Raw genomic sequence first — 18,224 nt, 5'->3', positions numbered from 1 at the left:
TCATACTAAAGAACTGATCTTTCCTAAAAGATAAAGCTGAATGTGCTGTGCATCTTTTACAGTAAGGCCGTCTCCGTTTACATCACCGTACTTAAATCCGTTTTCGGTAATATGTGTCGGATCTGTGCCGTTCACACCATATCTGTCAGGATTTGCAAGCGCCTGCATGATAAGTACGATATCTGACATATCTATCTCACCGTCACCGTTTGCGTCGCCTGATACCCATTCAACTGGTGTGTCTTCTGTAGGTGCAGGGACATTAAAGTTGACTTTAACATTTCCACGTTTAATCGGGTCATTACGATCTTCTATTATAATATCATTCCACTGTTCATCGCTGCCTTCATAATTAACCTCTTCAATTCCTGTACACTCTTCAAATGCAGCTTCACCGATATGTTTAATATTGTCATGTAAATATACTTTCTTTAATGAGTTACATTTTTGGAAAGCACGCAAACCAATTTCTGTTACATTTTGGGGTATTACAATCTCTTCAAGGCCTGTAAAGTTTCTTAAAGAGTCACTACCTATTTTTTCTATTGTATCTGGTAAAACGACTTTTGTTATATTCTTTTCCTGTAATCCCCAGAAAGTATTATTATCAATTTCCGTGCCTTGAGTTATTATTATTGTTTTCAAAGAAGCAGGAATTATAACATTTCCGTTTTCGCTTTCTTGGAATAGAGCGCCTATTATGTATTTTTTATCTGAATCACTTGTTGAAATAATAGGATACTGTATTGTTTCTAAGGAGTCACAGCCAACAAATATCTGTTTAATTCCCCAATTTCCAAGGCCTTTGAAATTTGTATTTTCACTTTCTATTATAATACTTTTAATACCTGAACAAGAGCCAAACGCACCAGCCATAACAGTATCAACAGTTTCTGGTATTACTAAGGACTTAATTCCTTTGCAACCATAAAATGCATTAGAACCTATTGTTTTAGTAGAATCTGAAAAAGTAAGATCTCCAAACTCCGCTTTTTTACAATTATAGAATGCAGAAGCACCTATTGTTTCTACATTTTCAAAAAGCTTTTTACAGTCAAAATTTGCTTTTGAGCAACCATAAAATGCCTCATTTGATATTGAAGTTATTCCTTCAGGTAAGTCTATTTCTTCAATACCACTCATCATGTAAAATGCTTTATTCGGTATTGTATCTCCATCTTTTACAACGATTGTTTTCAGTGAATAAGGAAGGTATGTTCCCAATTGAGAATAATATGTATCATCACATTCATCAGAATTCAAAATTGAATACAACGGATGGTTGCATATTAAATCTAACGATCCAATCGTTATTTTATTTATATTAAAGCAGTTTGAAAAAGCCAAGTCGCCTACATATGTAACGCTATCAGGAATTATCAAGTCAGAAATTTGTGCTGAAGAACAATTTCTAAAAGCACTGTTTCCGATACTATCAAGTTTTTCAGGAAGCACAAGTGTTTCAGTAGTATCATTTTCTCCGCCATAACGGAAATACTTAAGATTAGTACAACCATCGAATGCCTCATTACCTATTTTAGTGATCTCATTTGAGAGATATACTGTTTCAAGATTTTCTGCGCCTTTGAATAATCCGTTACTGATGCTTGTTATGTATTCGCCGTTTTCAGGAGAAGTATCAATAAAGTATGCTGTTGTAACTTTGGAAATGTTTGTAATAGAAGGAGCATTATCATACATCTCTCCTGTGCCGTGGATATTCATTTCACCATTAGGATAAATAAAATAGAAGATCTGATCGCCAAGTCTTCCTGATTCCATACAGATTCTTTCTTTTGGCATTTCAGGTATCTCCTCGACATGAGAAGGCATATTAAAACCAGTAACAACAGGTTCTGTGATTACTATCTTATCTCCGTCTGAGGAATCTTCTTTTTCTTCAACAAGTGAGATAGTAATAAACTTAACTGCATTATCTATTGTAAATGAACCGCTTTTTATTTCTTTACCGTCAACAGAAACAGAATAACTATGTGTTCCGTTTTCACAATAGAATTTTACAATACCATCCATATCTGTTAAACCTTTTATACCATCAACTGTAACTTCAGCTCCTGCATCAGGAACTTCCATACTACCGTTGAGGTCAAAAGTTGTTTTATAAGCCTTATATGGACAATCGCCGAAATCTTTTTCATTGTGTGAAATACTATAGTATATTTTAAAGTTTTTTATGTCTTCATTATGAGATTTTCTTGTATCTAATTCTAATATAGTTGCTTTAATATCATCAGTGAACGGAATACATTTTATTTTTAAAACAAACTCTATCTTAAACGACACATATGGTTTAAAGGATAAACATAAGCCACAAGAATGCACTGTATCTTTATCAAAATTAAATCCAAATATATCATTATATTGATCCTGGAAAAACATAGTCAATGGTGATTTATCAGATCTTAATACTCCATTATCTGATAAATTATTAGTCGAACATTTAATTCCAAACTCCAAAGGAATCGAAAGTTTTATTGCAGCAACGTGTTCACTGAATAACCAAAACTGGGGTTGAGCATCAATCGTAATTGAAATATCTGCTTCGATCTTAGTTACATTGTATCCTGCATCTTCAACAGGTGTACACGTATGCTTGAACCAATCATCTCTTGATGTATCTAATGACCATATATTAACAAATCCGTATGTTTTGCTATATTTTATCTTACCATCTGCTGTCAATGTTATTTCTGGTTTGACTCCAAACCATAATCCAGGAATAACAACCCAACCAATAGGATTAGGAGACGAATAAAGAGGTGCGGTGATTTTACACCCAACTTCTACTTCAATAGCAAATGACGGAGAAAACTTTATTTCAAATTCAAGGTGAAATCCTTTTTGATAAAACTGAAATCCAAATTCAGCAGAAAACTTTAGTTGTCCAGTTACAGACGGATCAGCTTTCAATTTTTTCTGTTTCTGTTTATTATCAATTTTTGTATTTGACCAATTAGGTTTAGACAAATCTACTTCTTCAGGTTCATCACCATCTGGATCAAATTTATATACCACTTCCTCTTTCACAGTATTATTCACAGCAATAGCATCGTAACTGTATTCTTCGAAAAATGAATACTTGAGAGCCTTTTTACCATTTTCGTCTTCGACTATACCATTATATTCCATATTATCAGGAATATCTTCTTCATTAACAACGGCATTGCTGATGTCGTCAGCCTGCGTTTCTATCTTTATGACATCAAATATACCGTCGGTATTTCCGTCACCTGTAAGTGTTGCACGATCACCGTCTATAGTTATATCACTTACAGAGAGTGTTATTATATCGTTTTCTGTAGGACGGATAAAGAAGTGGTCACCTTTGTCAAGGTAACGGATAGTATCATCTATATGCTCAAATACATACTGATCGTTTTCATAGTCAGCAGATACGAGTATATTTGTATCCTCTGTTGTTTCACCCTGTATGGTATCTTCACTTAATATTACAAAGTTGGTAGTTTCATCTTCATCAAGATTTACAACATACTCTTCTTCATAATCATAGATATCCGTAGCTTTCATTTCCTGAACGAACCTTGTATATGTTGTGATAGTATACGGGTTACAAACAGGTGTATTAAAGTTGTTAAAAAGCATGATATCAATAGTGAAGAATTCAGGAAACTCTGCGATCTCCACATCGTACGTATTTATTGTGTCTTTTCCTTGTTTTGCCTCATATTCGGCTGTAAATGCCGCTTCACCGGTATCCTCGTTCTTGAAGATCACAGATACCTTTGCATCGGAAGGCTGTGATGAATATACCAATAATCTCTTTGTTTCAATATCAAATTCAGCAAATCCTACATCATAATTATAATCCGATACACACTGATATGACATTTTCTGAGGTTGTTCTTTTTGCTGCATTGCATAACTGATGTAGTTTCCCAGTGTATTTGTTGCGTTGATACTCATGTTGTCATTAACAAATGTATTTTCTTCATTGCTGATTTTTGCGTTGCTTAACTGTTGTGCAGTATTAAAGTCAGTAGTGATCAAAACTGTCCCCATTACCGCACTAAGCAATCCTGAAATAACTCTTTTAATCATTCTTTTTCTCCTTTTCAACTTATGATTTACCTTGTAAACGGTAAAAAGGGCAGTTTTTCGGAATGTGAGTTAGCTGTGGCATCTGTTTCATACCCCATTTTCACAGATGAAGCTAAGCTTGTGGGTGCAGATATCGTTTTTACTGACGTCGGTGTGAGCGATATTGCTTTTTTGAATTGGATTTTCATGGTTATCCTCCTATAAAAATATTTTATATTGCAACACCTCTATATTGCAATATCATATATTATAAAATAAAAAGATTTTTTTGTCAACATTCTGTTTGCACATTTGTAAAATATTTTGACCGCACTTTTTTATGCATATTAGCTATTTTTGACATTCAATCTTCCGCAATAAAGCTTTTTCTGCATTTTCACTAATTTTTCACTTTAAATCCGTTATTTTTCAGTGTCAATTCAGCATTCACTGTTATAATAAGATCATAACAGATATCCTTCCTGACGTATCAATATATGTTCTGACGGAAGGTATCGGATAGTTTTATATTAAGATGTATAAAAAACAGCAACAATAATGTAGAAGCTGTTAAGCATTTGATTGGGCGGTATTAAAAAAGGAGAATGATAATTATGAGAAAAAATGGCTTAAAAAAACTCTTTGCAGGACTTTCGGCAGCCTGCATTACTGCAACAGCTCTCCCTGTTATGAGCTATGCTGCTGAAACCGACACTACAGCTGCAAATACAGTTGTAGGAGATTCAAACTGCGACGGCGATATTGATATGTCAGACGCAGTCCTTATCATGCAGGCTCTTGCCAATCCAAACAAGTACGGCATTGGCAGTACTGATGAACACGCCATAACCGAACAGGGCTGGAAGAATGCAGACTGTAACGGCAAGGCTGACGGAGTATCAACAGACGACGCACTTGCTATTCAGCTTTATCTCCTCGGAAAGGGAGAACTCAGCAGCGGCAAGAACAACGAACAGCCGCCTGTTACAGAAGCAACAAAGATCCATTTAAAGAATGATTCTATAACAGTAGAGGGCGAAAATGCCACAGTTGAAGGCACAAAGGTTACTATCACTCATTCAGGTGAATACTACATCGACGGTACTCTTGACGACGGTCAGATCAACGTAAATATCCCTGATGTGACTGCTGATGCCGAAACTGTAAAGATATTCCTCAACGGAGTAAATATCACAGGAAAGAGCGCTCCTGCCATAATTGTTACCAATGCAGAAAATACCTCTATAAATATAGTTGATGATACAGAAAATACTATCACCGACGGCGATACAGCATATGAGGGCGATTTCGCTAAATCCGCTGTTATCGAGGCTAAGGACGATATCACTATAAAGGGCGGCGAAAAGGGTTCAGGTATCCTCAATATCACTGCCAATACTCAGGACGCTGTATCATGCAACAATGATATCAAGATAAACGGCGGCAAAATAAACATTATTACAAATAATTCCGAAAACAAGACCGATGGCATCAAGGCTAAAAAGTCGGTTACAATAAAGAAGGGCACTGTCGAGATAGACGCTACAGGCGACGGTATCAAATCAAGCAAGGACGCTGTTGCCATTGAGGGCGGTTCTGTTGCTGTAAAGGCAGGAAACGACGCTGTACAGGCTGAAACTACCATTGATATCAGCGGCGGCGCACTTATCGCAGGCGGTGACCGCGGACTTACAGCTGTAACTGGCGTAAATATCACAGGCGGCGTAGTTGTTGCTACTGCTGTCGACAATCAGGCAGATGAAAAGCTCATAACAGCAGGCAACCAGCCTGTACTCCTCTTCAACTGCATTGCCGACTCAACAAACGAGAAAGACGGTACATGGAAAAAGGCAAATAACTTCGAGTGGGCAGTAATGGCTCCCGAAATGAATGTAAACAAGGACAGCACCATCTTCCAGAAGAAGTATAAATATGTACTTATCAGTACAAACAGCTTACAGGAAGGAACAGCCCAATTCAAGAACACAAGCACAGAAAAGCTTGTTACATTCAATGGTTCTGCCAACGAGTCCAACTTCGTTATCAAGAAGGGCGTTAATGTTTACAATGACGTTAATCCCGCAGGTGCAGAAGAAGGCACTGTAGTTCCACCTTCAAATACGACAGACGGACTTACTATAACTCTTTCAGACTCAGGCATGACTACAAATGCTTCCTCAGAAGCAAAAATCGAAAATAACATCTGCACTATTTCTCAGCCCGGCGTTTTCACAGTAACAGGTGAGATGACAGGCGGACAGATAGTTGTTGATGTTGACAAGACTGCATATCCTGACGGTGTCGTTGAACTCGATCTCAGCGGCATGAGCCTTACAAATACAAAGAATTCACCTATATATGTAGCTTCTATAGCAGACGAGGTCGTAATTGTCGCTAAGAACGGTACAGAAAACACTATCTCCGACGGTACGGAATATACCAATGCTGACGGCGATACAGGAGCTATATACTCCAAGGACGATATAAAGTTCAAGGGCAAGGGCAAGCTCACAGTAAACGGAAATGCGGCAGACGCTATCGTCGGCAAGGACGATATCAAAGTATATAATGGTACATTAGTAGTAAACGCTGCCGACGACGGTATCCGCAGCAAGGACAGCGTTACCATTGGTAATACATCATCAGACGGCACAGAGGTGGACTATTCATCACTCTCTGTTACCGTAAAGACCAAGTCTGGCGATGGCATCAAGGCTACTTCAACAGATGTTTCTTCAACAGCAAAGCAGCTGGGACTCGTTACTATCAACGGCGGTACTGTAAATATAGACTCCTACGCTGACGGCATATCAGCAGAACAGTTCTTCACCATGAACGGCGGAGACCTTACAATAAAGACCTATGAGGGCAGCTCATATACAGGCAGCGGCACGACTACAGGCGGTCAGCAGGGCGGTTTCGGCGGCAGACCCGGAGGCGGCGGATTTGGCGGCTTCGGTATGGACGGAAGCTCCAACAAGACCGATATCTCCGCAAAGGGCATAAAGGCTGTAGGTATCTATGACGAAGCAGGTACAACATGGGAGAGCGCCGGTGATATCGCAATAAACGGCGGTACTATCACTATCGACTCTTCCGACGACTGCATACACTGCGGCGGCGATATGACTCTCACAGGCGGCGAATTGAAGCTTGCTTCTGCTGATGACGGTGCTCACTCAGACCATACTCTCACTATCGGCACAAAGGACAGCGGAAAGTATGACGACATCGTTATATACGTTGAGAAGTGCTACGAGGGTATCGAAGCTCAGAAAATTTACCAGAACAGCGGTTCGGTTATCGTGAACTCCACTGACGACGGCTTCAATGCGGCAGGCGGCAGTGACGGTTCAGGCATGGGCAATCCGGGTATGCCTTGGGGACAGGGCGGCGGAGGCTTCGGAGAAGGCGGCTTCGGCGGCAGCTCAGGAGACTATCTCATGCAGTTCAACGGCGGCTTTGCTATAGTAAACGCAACAAACGGTGACCATGACGGTTACGATTCAAACGGTAATATCGAAATAAACGGCGGATATATCGTATCAAACGGCAACGAGCCATTTGACTGCGGTGACCGCGGCAGCTCTATCATTGTAAATGGCGGAACATGGGTCTCAAACTGTCCGTCAGGCGGTATGAGCATGGGCGGCAGCGAAATGACTGCTTCCGTAACAGCTTCATCTAATGTATCCGCAAATACAAGGCTGTCACTTGTAGGAAACGATGGAAAGGTCATCGTATCCTTTATCGTTGACAAGGCTGTAAGCCAGCTCAAGGCAGGCGGCAAAAACACCTCGGGAGCTTCATTCTATACAGGCGGAACTCTCAATGGTTCGACTTACTTCCAGCAGCTCGACCAGACTCAGCTCGCTGCATACGGCGGTACACTTACAGGCGGTACAGCTGTTAAGTGATATCCCATGATAATGTGATTTCAATCACTCAAAAACTCCTACTATAACCGCTATATTCATATAGAAACTTGTAATTTTTATCGGGGGAAACCTTTCTGAAGAAAGGCTTTCCCCCACCCCTTTTTCAAAAGGGGCTTCTCTCAATAATAAGCGTAGATTTCTATATGAACATCACAATCGTGCCATAGCTTTTTCTGCAACGGGCTGACAAACAACGTCTGCTGCGGTCTCGCCACTCACCTTATATAGCACATCTGCTACAGCCATATATGCAATATCCTCAGGCAGAAGCTTTCCCGTAGGACATACGACCATACCTTCAGTCATATCGAGATGAGTTACGGCAATGGATATTCTTTCGTCATTTGCGATATACCTTTTGTCAAGTGCAAGCGAATTCATGAATTCGGGAAGATCGAACCAGCCATATCTGAAAACTCCCTGATATTCATTCGGAGCGTTGGTCTTGTCGTAAAGTCCGTATTCCTCTGCTATAGCTTTTGATTCTGTATCAAACCTGCCTGCACCGTGACGTGTAAAGAAGGATCTTGTAACGTAGCATATTTCGGTATCACGCTTTTCGAGCCTGTCCAGTACAGCACGGATATTCTTCATACCCGTATCCGAGGGAGTAAGATGCGGAAAATAGTCCTCTCTGTTACGATCAAGCAATAGCCCCTGAGCCCCCTCAAATACAGCCGTATCATACTCCTCTATGATCTGTTCGTCAGCATCGCGGCAGATAGCTGCCATAGCATACAGGTCGTCGAGGTAATTCTCTGTAAGTATATCATTTGAGAGTATATCTTGCAGTTCCTTTTCCGCATCTCCCTTGATGCCTAATTCTTTCCCGCGCTGTCGGCAGTACTCCGAATTTATTTTATTTATCAAATCCCTTAAAGCGTCCCTATTCGCTTTCAGTACATAATCGTAATTAAAAGAGTATCTGCTGTCCCTGCTGCGGACGATAGTCTCGAATACTCCCACACCGCAGCTACCGTGACGTTCACTGCCGCGTATAGTTTCTGCAAACTGATTCAGCAGCATATCACATGGCAGAGTTACCTTACAACGTCTGTCGATGAAGATATTGCCTGTATTGCTGCCGAGTACGCTCAGTTCCTTTGAAAAAAGCATAGGGTTAAGGATAAAATACTCGGAAAGATAGGTATCCGCACCTGCAAAGCAGCCTGAACCTATATGCGAAAAAATATGCCTTTTTCCGTCAATTGTACACACAGTATGACCTGCCTGTGCTCCGCCGTTGCTTCTTATGTTTATGACGCTGCCGTCTGTGCGGCAGAAAAGGTCTGTCATCAAGCCTTTTCCCTCGTCACCGAAATTTGCTCCTATGACCGCATATGCTTTTTTCATTTTATCACCTCAAAATCTGATAATGCTGTTAAGCATGCTCCTTTTTCGTGTCGGAAGTCCGCCAAGAGCATTCCTTACAGCAAGCTGTGTATCGCCGTCCCACGAATTGATTATATCCTCAGTATCTCTTCCCGCAACGCTTTCGAGCAGCGAAACGATTATCTCGGGGATAGCATTTACGTCCGTTACTGATATAGCTCTTTCACCCATTAGCTTACGCCACTTCGGCAACTTTACTATTCTTTCGTTTCGTCCGTCCATGACCATAAGGTGGAAAACGTCGTATTTTCTGCTTACCTGTGCAAGCAGTGCCTCTGTATCTATATCCTCCCTTACGCAGTCGCCGAATACCTTTTCTATCTCCTTTGCAAGCAGCTTCTCAGGAAATCCGTCATCGCCAAGTGTAAAGATAATGCCCTTTTTCTGTCGCTTATTCCATGCGTCTGTCTTTGTTTTGTTTGCGGCAAGATACCAAACAAGAGGATAGCTCTCGAAATTGTTTCCGCCGCCGCCACGCTCGAACCAAAGGTCTGTAAGCTGGCTGGCAATGCGTATATCGGATTCAAACTGTGTAGCCTGTAAAGGTGAAATGTCACATCTTGAATCACCAACAGCACAGAACATTATCTGCGATCCCTCAACAGGCTGGCGTTCGATTATATCCTTGACCATCTCGCCCAGACGTTTTGCAGTTACATCAAGCAGATCGCTCATAGAGCCTGTAACATCAAGACCTATGATAATAGGAGTAGTTACGGGGTGATCTGCTGAATCAAGACTTTCTCTGTATTTGATATTCTTCGGATCATATTTCGCATCTATCTTGGTCGCCTTGTAGATGTCGTCTACCTTTTTTCCGCTGATCCTTGCAGACGAATAGTTTTTCCAGTCTTTTGAACTCCATGAACCGTATCCCATATTAGTACCTCCTGTTATTTTTTTATTTCAGCCTGAAATATCAGGCAGTCTTACGTTCATATGTGTGAATTTTCTTCCGCCGAAGCCGTCGATTATCACGTTTTCCCATTTCTCCATTTCTTCAAATGCTGAGCTGCTGCATATGCTCTCAGCATACTTTTTTACAGCATCAGGAGCGTCATCGGGAAGTATGCGCCTTGCTACATCCTTTACACATTCAAGATCGGTGATATGCTGCGCAATGCCGTCAGTCTTGGTAAGCGATGAAAGCGACTCGTATACGCCTGACTGAACTCCTGTCATTCTGCTGCCCTCTCTTGCGGCAAACCACCAGCCTCCCCCGACTCTCACAGTATGCTCCGCGGGATCAATAAATAGATTTTCCTCAGCAAGACAGTTCCACACTATCCCTCTTGTCTCTGCATAACAGCATATCCCAAGCAGCCGTGAGATGATCCATGCAGCGTGTCGGCTGTCAGGTCTGCCGCCGTAGAAAGCAAGTATCCTTGACAGCGGAAGCTCTCCTGACCGCTTGCAGGTCTCTATGAGCAAGCCCTCATCGGTGTTGAAGATATGCGTTACCAGCGGCAGGAACACTTCTGCCTGCGCAAGTATCTGCTGCGGAAGATACTCCCTGAAAAACAGGTCTGTTTTGGCTTCGGAATCAATGTAGCAGTCAGCAAGTTCATTCCTGATAAGAAAGTAAACATTCCTCTCACCTATGTACTCCATACCGTATTCCTGCGTAAGCGACATAAGATACTTTATCTCGATGGCACGGCTGCCGCATCGAAACAGCTTTTCCTTAAAGGTGTGAGCTTTTTTGAGCTTTCCGTAAAGCTCGTTTATCACGGCTGACGCTTCTGCAGCCCTCGGATCGCTGCATTTATCAGGGTGATATTTCAGCATCAGAGCCATATAAAGCGGCTGAGCAAGAGAAATATCCTCAGGAAAAATATCCTTGCAGCATTTACATTTAAGAATATCTGATATATCCATACCTGCTTCCCTCTTTGTGATAAAATCAAAATGATATTAACAAAAGCTAAAATAAAAGAGCTTCTTGAATTAATATCCTTTTGTTATTATCATAATAACATTATCATCAAGTTTTGTCAATAGGAATATGATAGTTTCTATGTTTGTTACAATAAGATAATATCATAATGATATTATCTATGTATAAGGTGACGAAAATTCCATAAGTATTGACAGATGCGGCGAATATGTGATATTATTAATCAGATATTATCATCGGAGGTTCCTATGGATTACGATATAACAAAATACGACAGACCGTCAGTAGCTGCCGATATAGTGGTATTTACTGTCCGCAAAAGCAACAGTGAAAGCTACAGACACCTTTCAAAGCCCGTTCTTTCCGTACTTCTTGTAAGACGTACAGAAGAACCGTTCGAGAATATGCTCGCCCTTCCGGGTGGATTTTGCTGCCGTGAGGAGACTATTGAGGAAACTGCTTTCCGCAAGCTGAAGGAGAAAACAGGCGTTGAATGTCCGCCACTCTCGCTGCTGTGCAATCTTTCAAGACTGGGCAGAGACCCGAGAGGCTGGATAATCTCATGCTGCTACTGGACTGTCATAGAGTACACAAAAGCGATCAAGGACAAGAATGCGGAATGGTACGAGGTATCGCTGAAGGAGTCGGACGGCAGACATACCCTTGTACTTACTGACAATAACGGCAGAGAATATATCTCCGAGGTCAGGATAAACAATCCCAACGAGCTGTATAACCAGTCTGCGGAGGCTGAGATACCAAAAAACAGCCTTGCCTTTGACCATGTCGAAATAATCGTCAATGCATTACTGAAGCTGAGAAACAGCCTTGAAAAGCCATATGCCGCATTCAGACTGCTGCCCGAGAAATTCACCCTTACAGAGCTCCAGCAGGTATATGAAGCCATTCTGGGCAAAAAGCTTATAATGGCTAATTTCAGGCGAAAAATAGCACCATATGTCGAGGAGACAGGCGGCATAGAGGGCGGTGCAGGTCATCGTCCGTCAAAGCTTTTCACAAAAAAGGCAATATCACCCGATAATAGCTCATCTCTCTGAGCATCAGATCGAGCGGAAATAATACGCTCCATTCATAACCTTGATACTAATATAGTAGCTTATACTATTTATCGGGGGAAACCTTTCTGAAGAAAGGCTTTCCCCCGAACCCCTTTCCAAAGACTTTTTTAGCTGATTTTTTCTCAGATAGGGCACACCAAAATAAAAAAGCCCCACAAGTAATGCAGGGTGTGCCCTATCTGAGAAAAAATAAAACTGAAAGTTTTAGGGAGAGAGTTTGAGAGTGACTCCCCACACTGTGGGGAGATGTCACGCAGTGACAGAGGGGACGTCCTCCGTCAGAGGAACCCCTTTTTCAAAAGGGCTTCTCTCAATAATTAGTGTAAAATTTCTATATGGGTATCAAGGTTAGGACAGAGTTTGTTTTAGAATGAAATGGAAATTCCCTGCATTTGCGGGGAATTTTTTTATTCCGTTTATACTTTGTTCAATGATCTGCTGCGATCTAATACTGCTATCCTTATGAAAATGTAGGTTTAAGCGCGTTATTTCACTGTTTTGATATACCAAATATTGTCATTTTTATCCTGACACATATAAAATGTTTTCCATATAATCGCATAATTTCAGCAAAAAGCTACAGAGAAGCTCAAAGATCATATGACTTTACAACAGGCAGTGATGATGAGAGGATTGGTTCATAATATCGTGAAAAAAATACTGCCATAAAATGCGCAAAAGCGCTGAATTTGCCGAAAACTTGCCGATAATCCGCTTGAGTTCAAAATGCTGCATAATGCTTTCATGTAGCTATAATATTTTCAAACGATATTTATGTAGAATTAATTGCTTCAACTTATTAGTTTTTTTGAGGCGCAACAACAGTATAACAACGGCAATAAAGGTATTGACATTTGAGATAAGCTATGCTATAATTGGCAACGACTGAAAGTATATAAGTAGTTTTAATCAACATATTGTATACTATTCTGAAAGGGTCCGATGTTTTTACAAAGAATGTAATAAAATAACAAAATACCTGATACCTTCTCGTTCCCTTTTCAAGTGTTCAGCACAAGCATGGTGACAAAAACAAAATGCACCATAATAATTAAAAATGTTATCGTTAAGTTTATCAGCAGAAAATAACTGCTTTTAATATGACATTTTTGAAAAAACGAGGAGGACTTATAATGAAAAACAAATGTAGCTGGAAAAAAGCAACAGCATTCTTAATGTCAATGGCTCTAACAGCAGGTGCAATGCCTGTATGCGGAAGCAGCTTATTCAAGGCAGACAACGCACTCGTTGCTAATGCAGAATCAGTTGCAAAGGCACCCGCAGTAGGCACACTTTTCAAAGTCGGCGATACTATCAGCATAACAGGCAAGACATATTTCATAGTTGATGACGATCCTAATTCAGGCAAAGCATTAGCAGAAGTCAACAGCGATCTTACAATAACAGGCTATGAAAATTCTGATTTCGACAATCAGTACATCTGGAAAACAGGCGATGTTGAGCTTATCCCGCTTCACAAAGGTTTTTATATAACACGTAAGGACGCTTCTGTTGATCCTGAGGGCTTCTATATAGCAAGCGGCAGCGGTACATCTGAAGATCCTTTCGTTTTAGGACTTACTGCTCCGAAATTCGACGGAAGAAATATTACTCTCAATGACGGCATCAGCATGAACTTCATTGTTGGTGAAGTCAATAACAGCAACTCAGCTGATCTCAAGGTTAAATTATCAGGCGATTGCGCTGAGGCAAATACAGTTCAGGATCTTGAAATCAAGACTATTAACGGCAAGGAAGTTTACTGTGCAACAGCTAATGTCAATGCAAGCAAGATGGACAGCAAGATCACTGCTGAGCTTTATTACGGCAGCAACGAAAAAGCAATAGACACTCTTGCTTTTTCAGTAAACGACTATCTTGCTGCTGTTGATACTACAGGAAACACTAAGCTTGAAGCTCTTGTAAACGCAACAAAGCAGTACGGAGCTGTTTCCGCATCATATTTCGGCGGCAGTGAATTACCTAAGGTAAAGGATCACACAAACGATATTCTCAATTCAGTCGTTTCATTCGGCGAAGGCTTTTCTTACAACCTTTTCAAGCCAAGCAAGATGGTGGAGGGCGAGACATTTACTACATCTTCACTTGAGCCAAGCGATGCTATGATCTCACTTGTTCTTAGTTCAAAGCTTGCTGTTCGTCTGTACGTAGCAAATTACGACGAGAAAGCAAGTAATATGGCAGGCGCTGAGCCAATGGGCAAAATAGATGAATATTTTGACGCTTACGCAATTAAGGGCGCAAATGACAAGTATTGCTTCGAGATACCTAATATCGCACCTACAAAGTTAGGTCAGCTTTATGATATCAATTACTTAGGTACTCATTACCTCTTCACTCCTATGGCATGGGCTTACCGTGTTATGAGCAAGGATGACGCTCCTAAGAAGGATACTGCAATGGCTAATGCACTTTATGAGTATTATACCGCTGCAAGTAATTATGTTGGTTAAGGAAAGGAAGGACAGATTATGAACGCTAAAGAAGTATATACATCACCTGAGCTTGAAATTGTTGAGTTTGATAATGAAGATGTTATCACAACAAGCCTTGATGAATTACAGACATATTGATCCGGAACAGGCAACTCGTTAACTGTGATACTAATATAGAAACTTATACTATTTATCGGGGGAAACCTTTCTGAAGAAAGGCTTTCCCCCGCCCCTTTTTCAAAAGGGGTTCTCTCAATAATCAGTGCAAAACTCCTATATGAGTATCGAAGTTAATGAGGCTGCCTGTTGCAGTAAAAGGAGAATTATGAAAAAGCTTATACCTATTTTTCTTGCAGCATCTCTGCTGCTGACAGGCTGTAAAGACGGAAACGGCAATACAGATAAGAATAACAAGCCTTCCGATGCGGCTGTCACAACCTCTGCTGCTATTTCAACAGAAGTGACAACAGCAAAAAATATCACCAGCACTGAAAAAACCACTTCTGAAATAGTCACAACGAGCAAAACTGATGAAAAGCAGTCCGAGAAAGCTACCTCAGTGACTTCGCAGGTAACAGAAAAAACAAGTGAGAAAGAAGAGAGCAAAGAGGAAGCTACCGTCCCTGCAACAGAAGCACCCGAACCGACTCAGGAGACTGTAACGCCTGAAAACAACGATGTAAAGGTCAATCCCGACGGCTCAATAGACCTTCCTATCATTCCTGTTGATTAAGAACACTGTATTCTGTGAAACAGTTTTTATTTAACGCAGATCAATTCAAAATAAAAGCTCCGACTATATTGCAATATAGCCGGAGCTTTTTCTGTTATTAACTCAATGAGTCTACCTTGTTCAAGAGATAAAGCTGTATGCGCTGTGCGTCGCCGACTGTAAGTCCGTCGCCGTCTGTATCTCCGTTTTTCTTGCCATATTCGGTAATGTGAAGCTCTGCTGTACCGTTTTCACCGTACTTATCAGGATTTGCAAGTGACTGCATGATAAGTACAACGTCTGACATATCAACCTGACCGTCGCAGTTAGCATCGCCCTTCATATAGTAGAAAGGTGTAAGCGTAATATTTACTTCCTTTTTCTGTAAAGCTGTACCATCAAAGCGCACGATAACGGGGCTTGCACCGTTATATATCTCTGCAAAATCAGCAAGCATCACTGCATATGTTGCATTTGGTTCAAGATTTACCTCAATAGTACCTGCCTCAGCAGTTGTTTCTCCTTCGAGGCACTTAACTCCTATATTTTCTATTTCGGATATATCAAGTGCTTCGGCATTTGCCGCATACTCCTCGGGGATACGCATTATCTTGAATTCGGTATACGGAGTTTTTCCTGTTTCTGCGTCAAGCACGGATATCTTCACAAAACAGCCCTCTGTTTCACTAACATGGTAAAGCTTCATAGTAACTTCCTTTTTATCGCCGTCCTTGTCAAATGTTATAAATCTGGGCGCAGGATTGATAATAGACATATTTTCTGAATTGGCGATAACAGCATACTTTACATACGGTTCAAGCCCATTAACGGTAACTGTTCCGCTCTCGGGCACTACTCCATATCCTTCCGCAGGTATCAAACCGCCGTTGGTAGCCTCAATGCCAAGCTCCTCAGCCTTTTCCTCATTTTCCTCTGTAAGACGAACTACTCTATACTCTGCGCCATTAAAAGGCTTTCCTGTTACACCGTCAATCACTTTAAGATCAAGTGTACAGTTAGTTTTTGACTTGTTCCAGCTTTCAACGAACAGACAAGGCTGACCTACAGTAACGCCGTCCTTTATCTCAAGTGATAAAGCTTCATCTTCTTTAGGGATAACGAAATCCTTTCCGAATATCTTGCGTACCGCTCTTGCCTTATATCCCTGTTCATCAACTTGCATATAATCATTTTTGCCGAAAAATACCTGGTAACTATATTTTCCGTCAGGTAAGTGGATATCTCTTGCTGTAGCATCAAAGCTTCCGTACTCATCGGTATATACTTGCAGAGTATACTCGCTCTGATCCATTACCCTGTAGCCCTCATAGGTTCCGTCTGCGGGATCCACAACAAGATCTGTCCAGTCATAAACGGTTATGTCTATATTTGGCTTCTTATCCTCTTCGATCGGAACTGCCCTTATCACAATATCTTTTGTATCGCCAAGCTTTGAAAAATTGAATGAAGTACTCTTATCAATATGATATCCCTCAGGCATATCCACTATTTCAACTGAATACCACCGGAGAGCAGCTAAGTCCTTAATATGTTTTACGGGCTCATCTGTTGTATCCCACTCGTCGATCTTTTTGCCCTTCGCGGTGAAGATATCGGTTATGAACTTTACCTTTACGCCCTCTACAGGCTTGTTTGTATACATATCAACTATAGATACATTTACCTTACAGCCGTTCTTGGTATATTCAACCACCTCAGGCTTCATACGTATATAATATGTGATTTCCTTCGTAAGCTTTCCGCCTACTACCTCGATATCCATAAAACCGTCCTTATCGGGAAATTCCAGATAATCTTTTATGAACTCCATATCCATAGCGGTCTTTGCGATATCTAAATCCTCGGTTATCACCTCATAATCGCTGTCACTTGGAACTACTTTTATCTTGTACTTGCCGTCAGGAAGATACATATCATATACGCCCCAGCCCAGTGACTTAGATGTAAAGCGTTTACCGTCCTCATCATATACATATGCATACAGGAAATCATTATACTCCTTTGTCCCCGCCATATATCTGCCATCTTCCGAAGGAACGGCGTTTGTCCAGTTATCTGCGAAAAAGCGTACGCCCCTTTTGGCATTTTTCGGAACGCCTCTGATGACTATTTCCTTGTTCTCTCCCTCATTATCAAACCTGAAATCCATTTCAGAAGGGAGATCATATTCTTCCGGAGTATCACTGAAATGGATAGCGTACAGGTAGTTTTCATCAAGGCCTTCAAAGGTCTTAACAGGTTCGTCAGATGTATTCCACGGCCCGGATCCCAACCCTGTACCATGGGGATTTTGCTCAAACCAGAGCTCAACTCCCTCAATGTTTTTGCCTGTGTCGATATCCACAACGGATATGGTCACAGTGCATTCTCCTGAGCCCCAAAACATGTCAACAGACGTTCCCTCTTCTGCCGTTGCACAAAATGTTGGTGTAAGAATTGCTGAATTTGCTGCGGCAAGCATTATAGCTGTAACTGCTGCAAAAAACTTGTTTGGTTTCATAAGAAACCCCCTCTCTTTATCATAGTACTTATAATATAGCACATTTTTCAAACATAGTCAACGCAAAAATATATAATTTGTCACAAAAATATCTTTGTAACAGGGTAAATACTTACGAAACGCTGACTTGACTAATACATAGCTGTATGCTAAAATTAAGGAGCTATATC

General features: G+C 41.0%; 10 protein-coding genes. 4 read left to right on the top strand and 6 right to left on the bottom strand.

The genetic code is table 11. The features are described 5' to 3' along the window. Both BUB28_RS08265 and BUB28_RS17035 read right to left on the bottom strand, forming a co-directional pair. The gene (locus tag BUB28_RS08265; protein WP_072950528.1) at positions 1-4,080 is read right to left on the bottom strand and encodes a leucine-rich repeat protein; all 4,080 of its coding nucleotides are present in this window, start codon (positions 4,078-4,080) and stop codon (positions 1-3) included. 26 nt (positions 4,081-4,106) lie between these two features. Continuing rightward, positions 4,107-4,268, bottom strand: a complete 162-nt coding sequence (locus BUB28_RS17035; protein WP_175547823.1) for a hypothetical protein — start codon at positions 4,266-4,268, stop codon at positions 4,107-4,109. A 405-nt stretch (positions 4,269-4,673) separates the two neighbouring features. Between BUB28_RS17035 and BUB28_RS08260 the strand changes: the two genes are divergently transcribed. Next, the gene (locus tag BUB28_RS08260; protein WP_072950526.1) at positions 4,674-7,976 is read left to right on the top strand and encodes a carbohydrate-binding domain-containing protein; all 3,303 of its coding nucleotides are present in this window, start codon (positions 4,674-4,676) and stop codon (positions 7,974-7,976) included. 171 nt (positions 7,977-8,147) lie between these two features. On the opposite strand, the gene BUB28_RS08255 is transcribed toward BUB28_RS08260, so the two are convergent. The 3 genes from BUB28_RS08255 to BUB28_RS08245 are packed head-to-tail and all read right to left on the bottom strand — an operon-like array spanning position 8,148 to position 11,267. Further along, entirely contained in the window at positions 8,148-9,350 is a 1,203-nt protein-coding gene (locus tag BUB28_RS08255) for an adenylosuccinate synthetase (RefSeq protein WP_072950525.1), read from the bottom strand. 9 nt (positions 9,351-9,359) lie between these two features. Continuing rightward, the gene (locus BUB28_RS08250; RefSeq protein WP_072950523.1) at positions 9,360-10,268 is read right to left on the bottom strand and encodes a hypothetical protein; all 909 of its coding nucleotides are present in this window, start codon (positions 10,266-10,268) and stop codon (positions 9,360-9,362) included. 27 nt (positions 10,269-10,295) lie between these two features. Next, positions 10,296-11,267: a J domain-containing protein gene (locus tag BUB28_RS08245; protein ID WP_072950521.1), complete on the bottom strand. Its 972-nt coding sequence runs from the start codon at positions 11,265-11,267 to the stop codon at positions 10,296-10,298. A gap of 267 nt (positions 11,268-11,534) precedes the next feature. On the opposite strand from BUB28_RS08245, the gene BUB28_RS08240 reads away from it, so the two are divergent. From BUB28_RS08240 to BUB28_RS08230, 3 genes are all read left to right on the top strand, one after another. After that, on the top strand, positions 11,535-12,344 hold the full coding sequence (locus BUB28_RS08240; RefSeq protein WP_175547822.1) for an NUDIX hydrolase: 810 nt from the start codon (positions 11,535-11,537) through the stop codon (positions 12,342-12,344). A 1,154-nt stretch (positions 12,345-13,498) separates the two neighbouring features. Next, the gene (locus BUB28_RS08235) at positions 13,499-14,839 is read left to right on the top strand and encodes a hypothetical protein (protein ID WP_072950518.1); all 1,341 of its coding nucleotides are present in this window, start codon (positions 13,499-13,501) and stop codon (positions 14,837-14,839) included. 307 nt (positions 14,840-15,146) lie between these two features. Further along, positions 15,147-15,554 (top strand): putative periplasmic lipoprotein, encoded by a 408-nt coding sequence (locus BUB28_RS08230; protein ID WP_072950517.1) that lies wholly within the window; start codon positions 15,147-15,149, stop codon positions 15,552-15,554. 97 nt (positions 15,555-15,651) lie between these two features. Here BUB28_RS08230 and BUB28_RS08225 read toward each other — a convergent pair whose 3' ends face one another. Further along, on the bottom strand, positions 15,652-18,054 hold the full coding sequence (locus BUB28_RS08225) for a dockerin type I repeat-containing protein (RefSeq protein WP_072950515.1): 2,403 nt from the start codon (positions 18,052-18,054) through the stop codon (positions 15,652-15,654). Between the last annotated feature and the right edge of the window lie 170 nt (positions 18,055-18,224).

The organism is Ruminococcus flavefaciens (genome assembly GCF_900143025.1).
Lineage (GTDB): Bacteria > Bacillota > Clostridia > Oscillospirales > Ruminococcaceae > Ruminococcus > Ruminococcus flavefaciens_I.
Note: the sequence above shows the minus strand (reverse complement) of the source record. Positions and strands in the feature narration are given on the sequence as shown.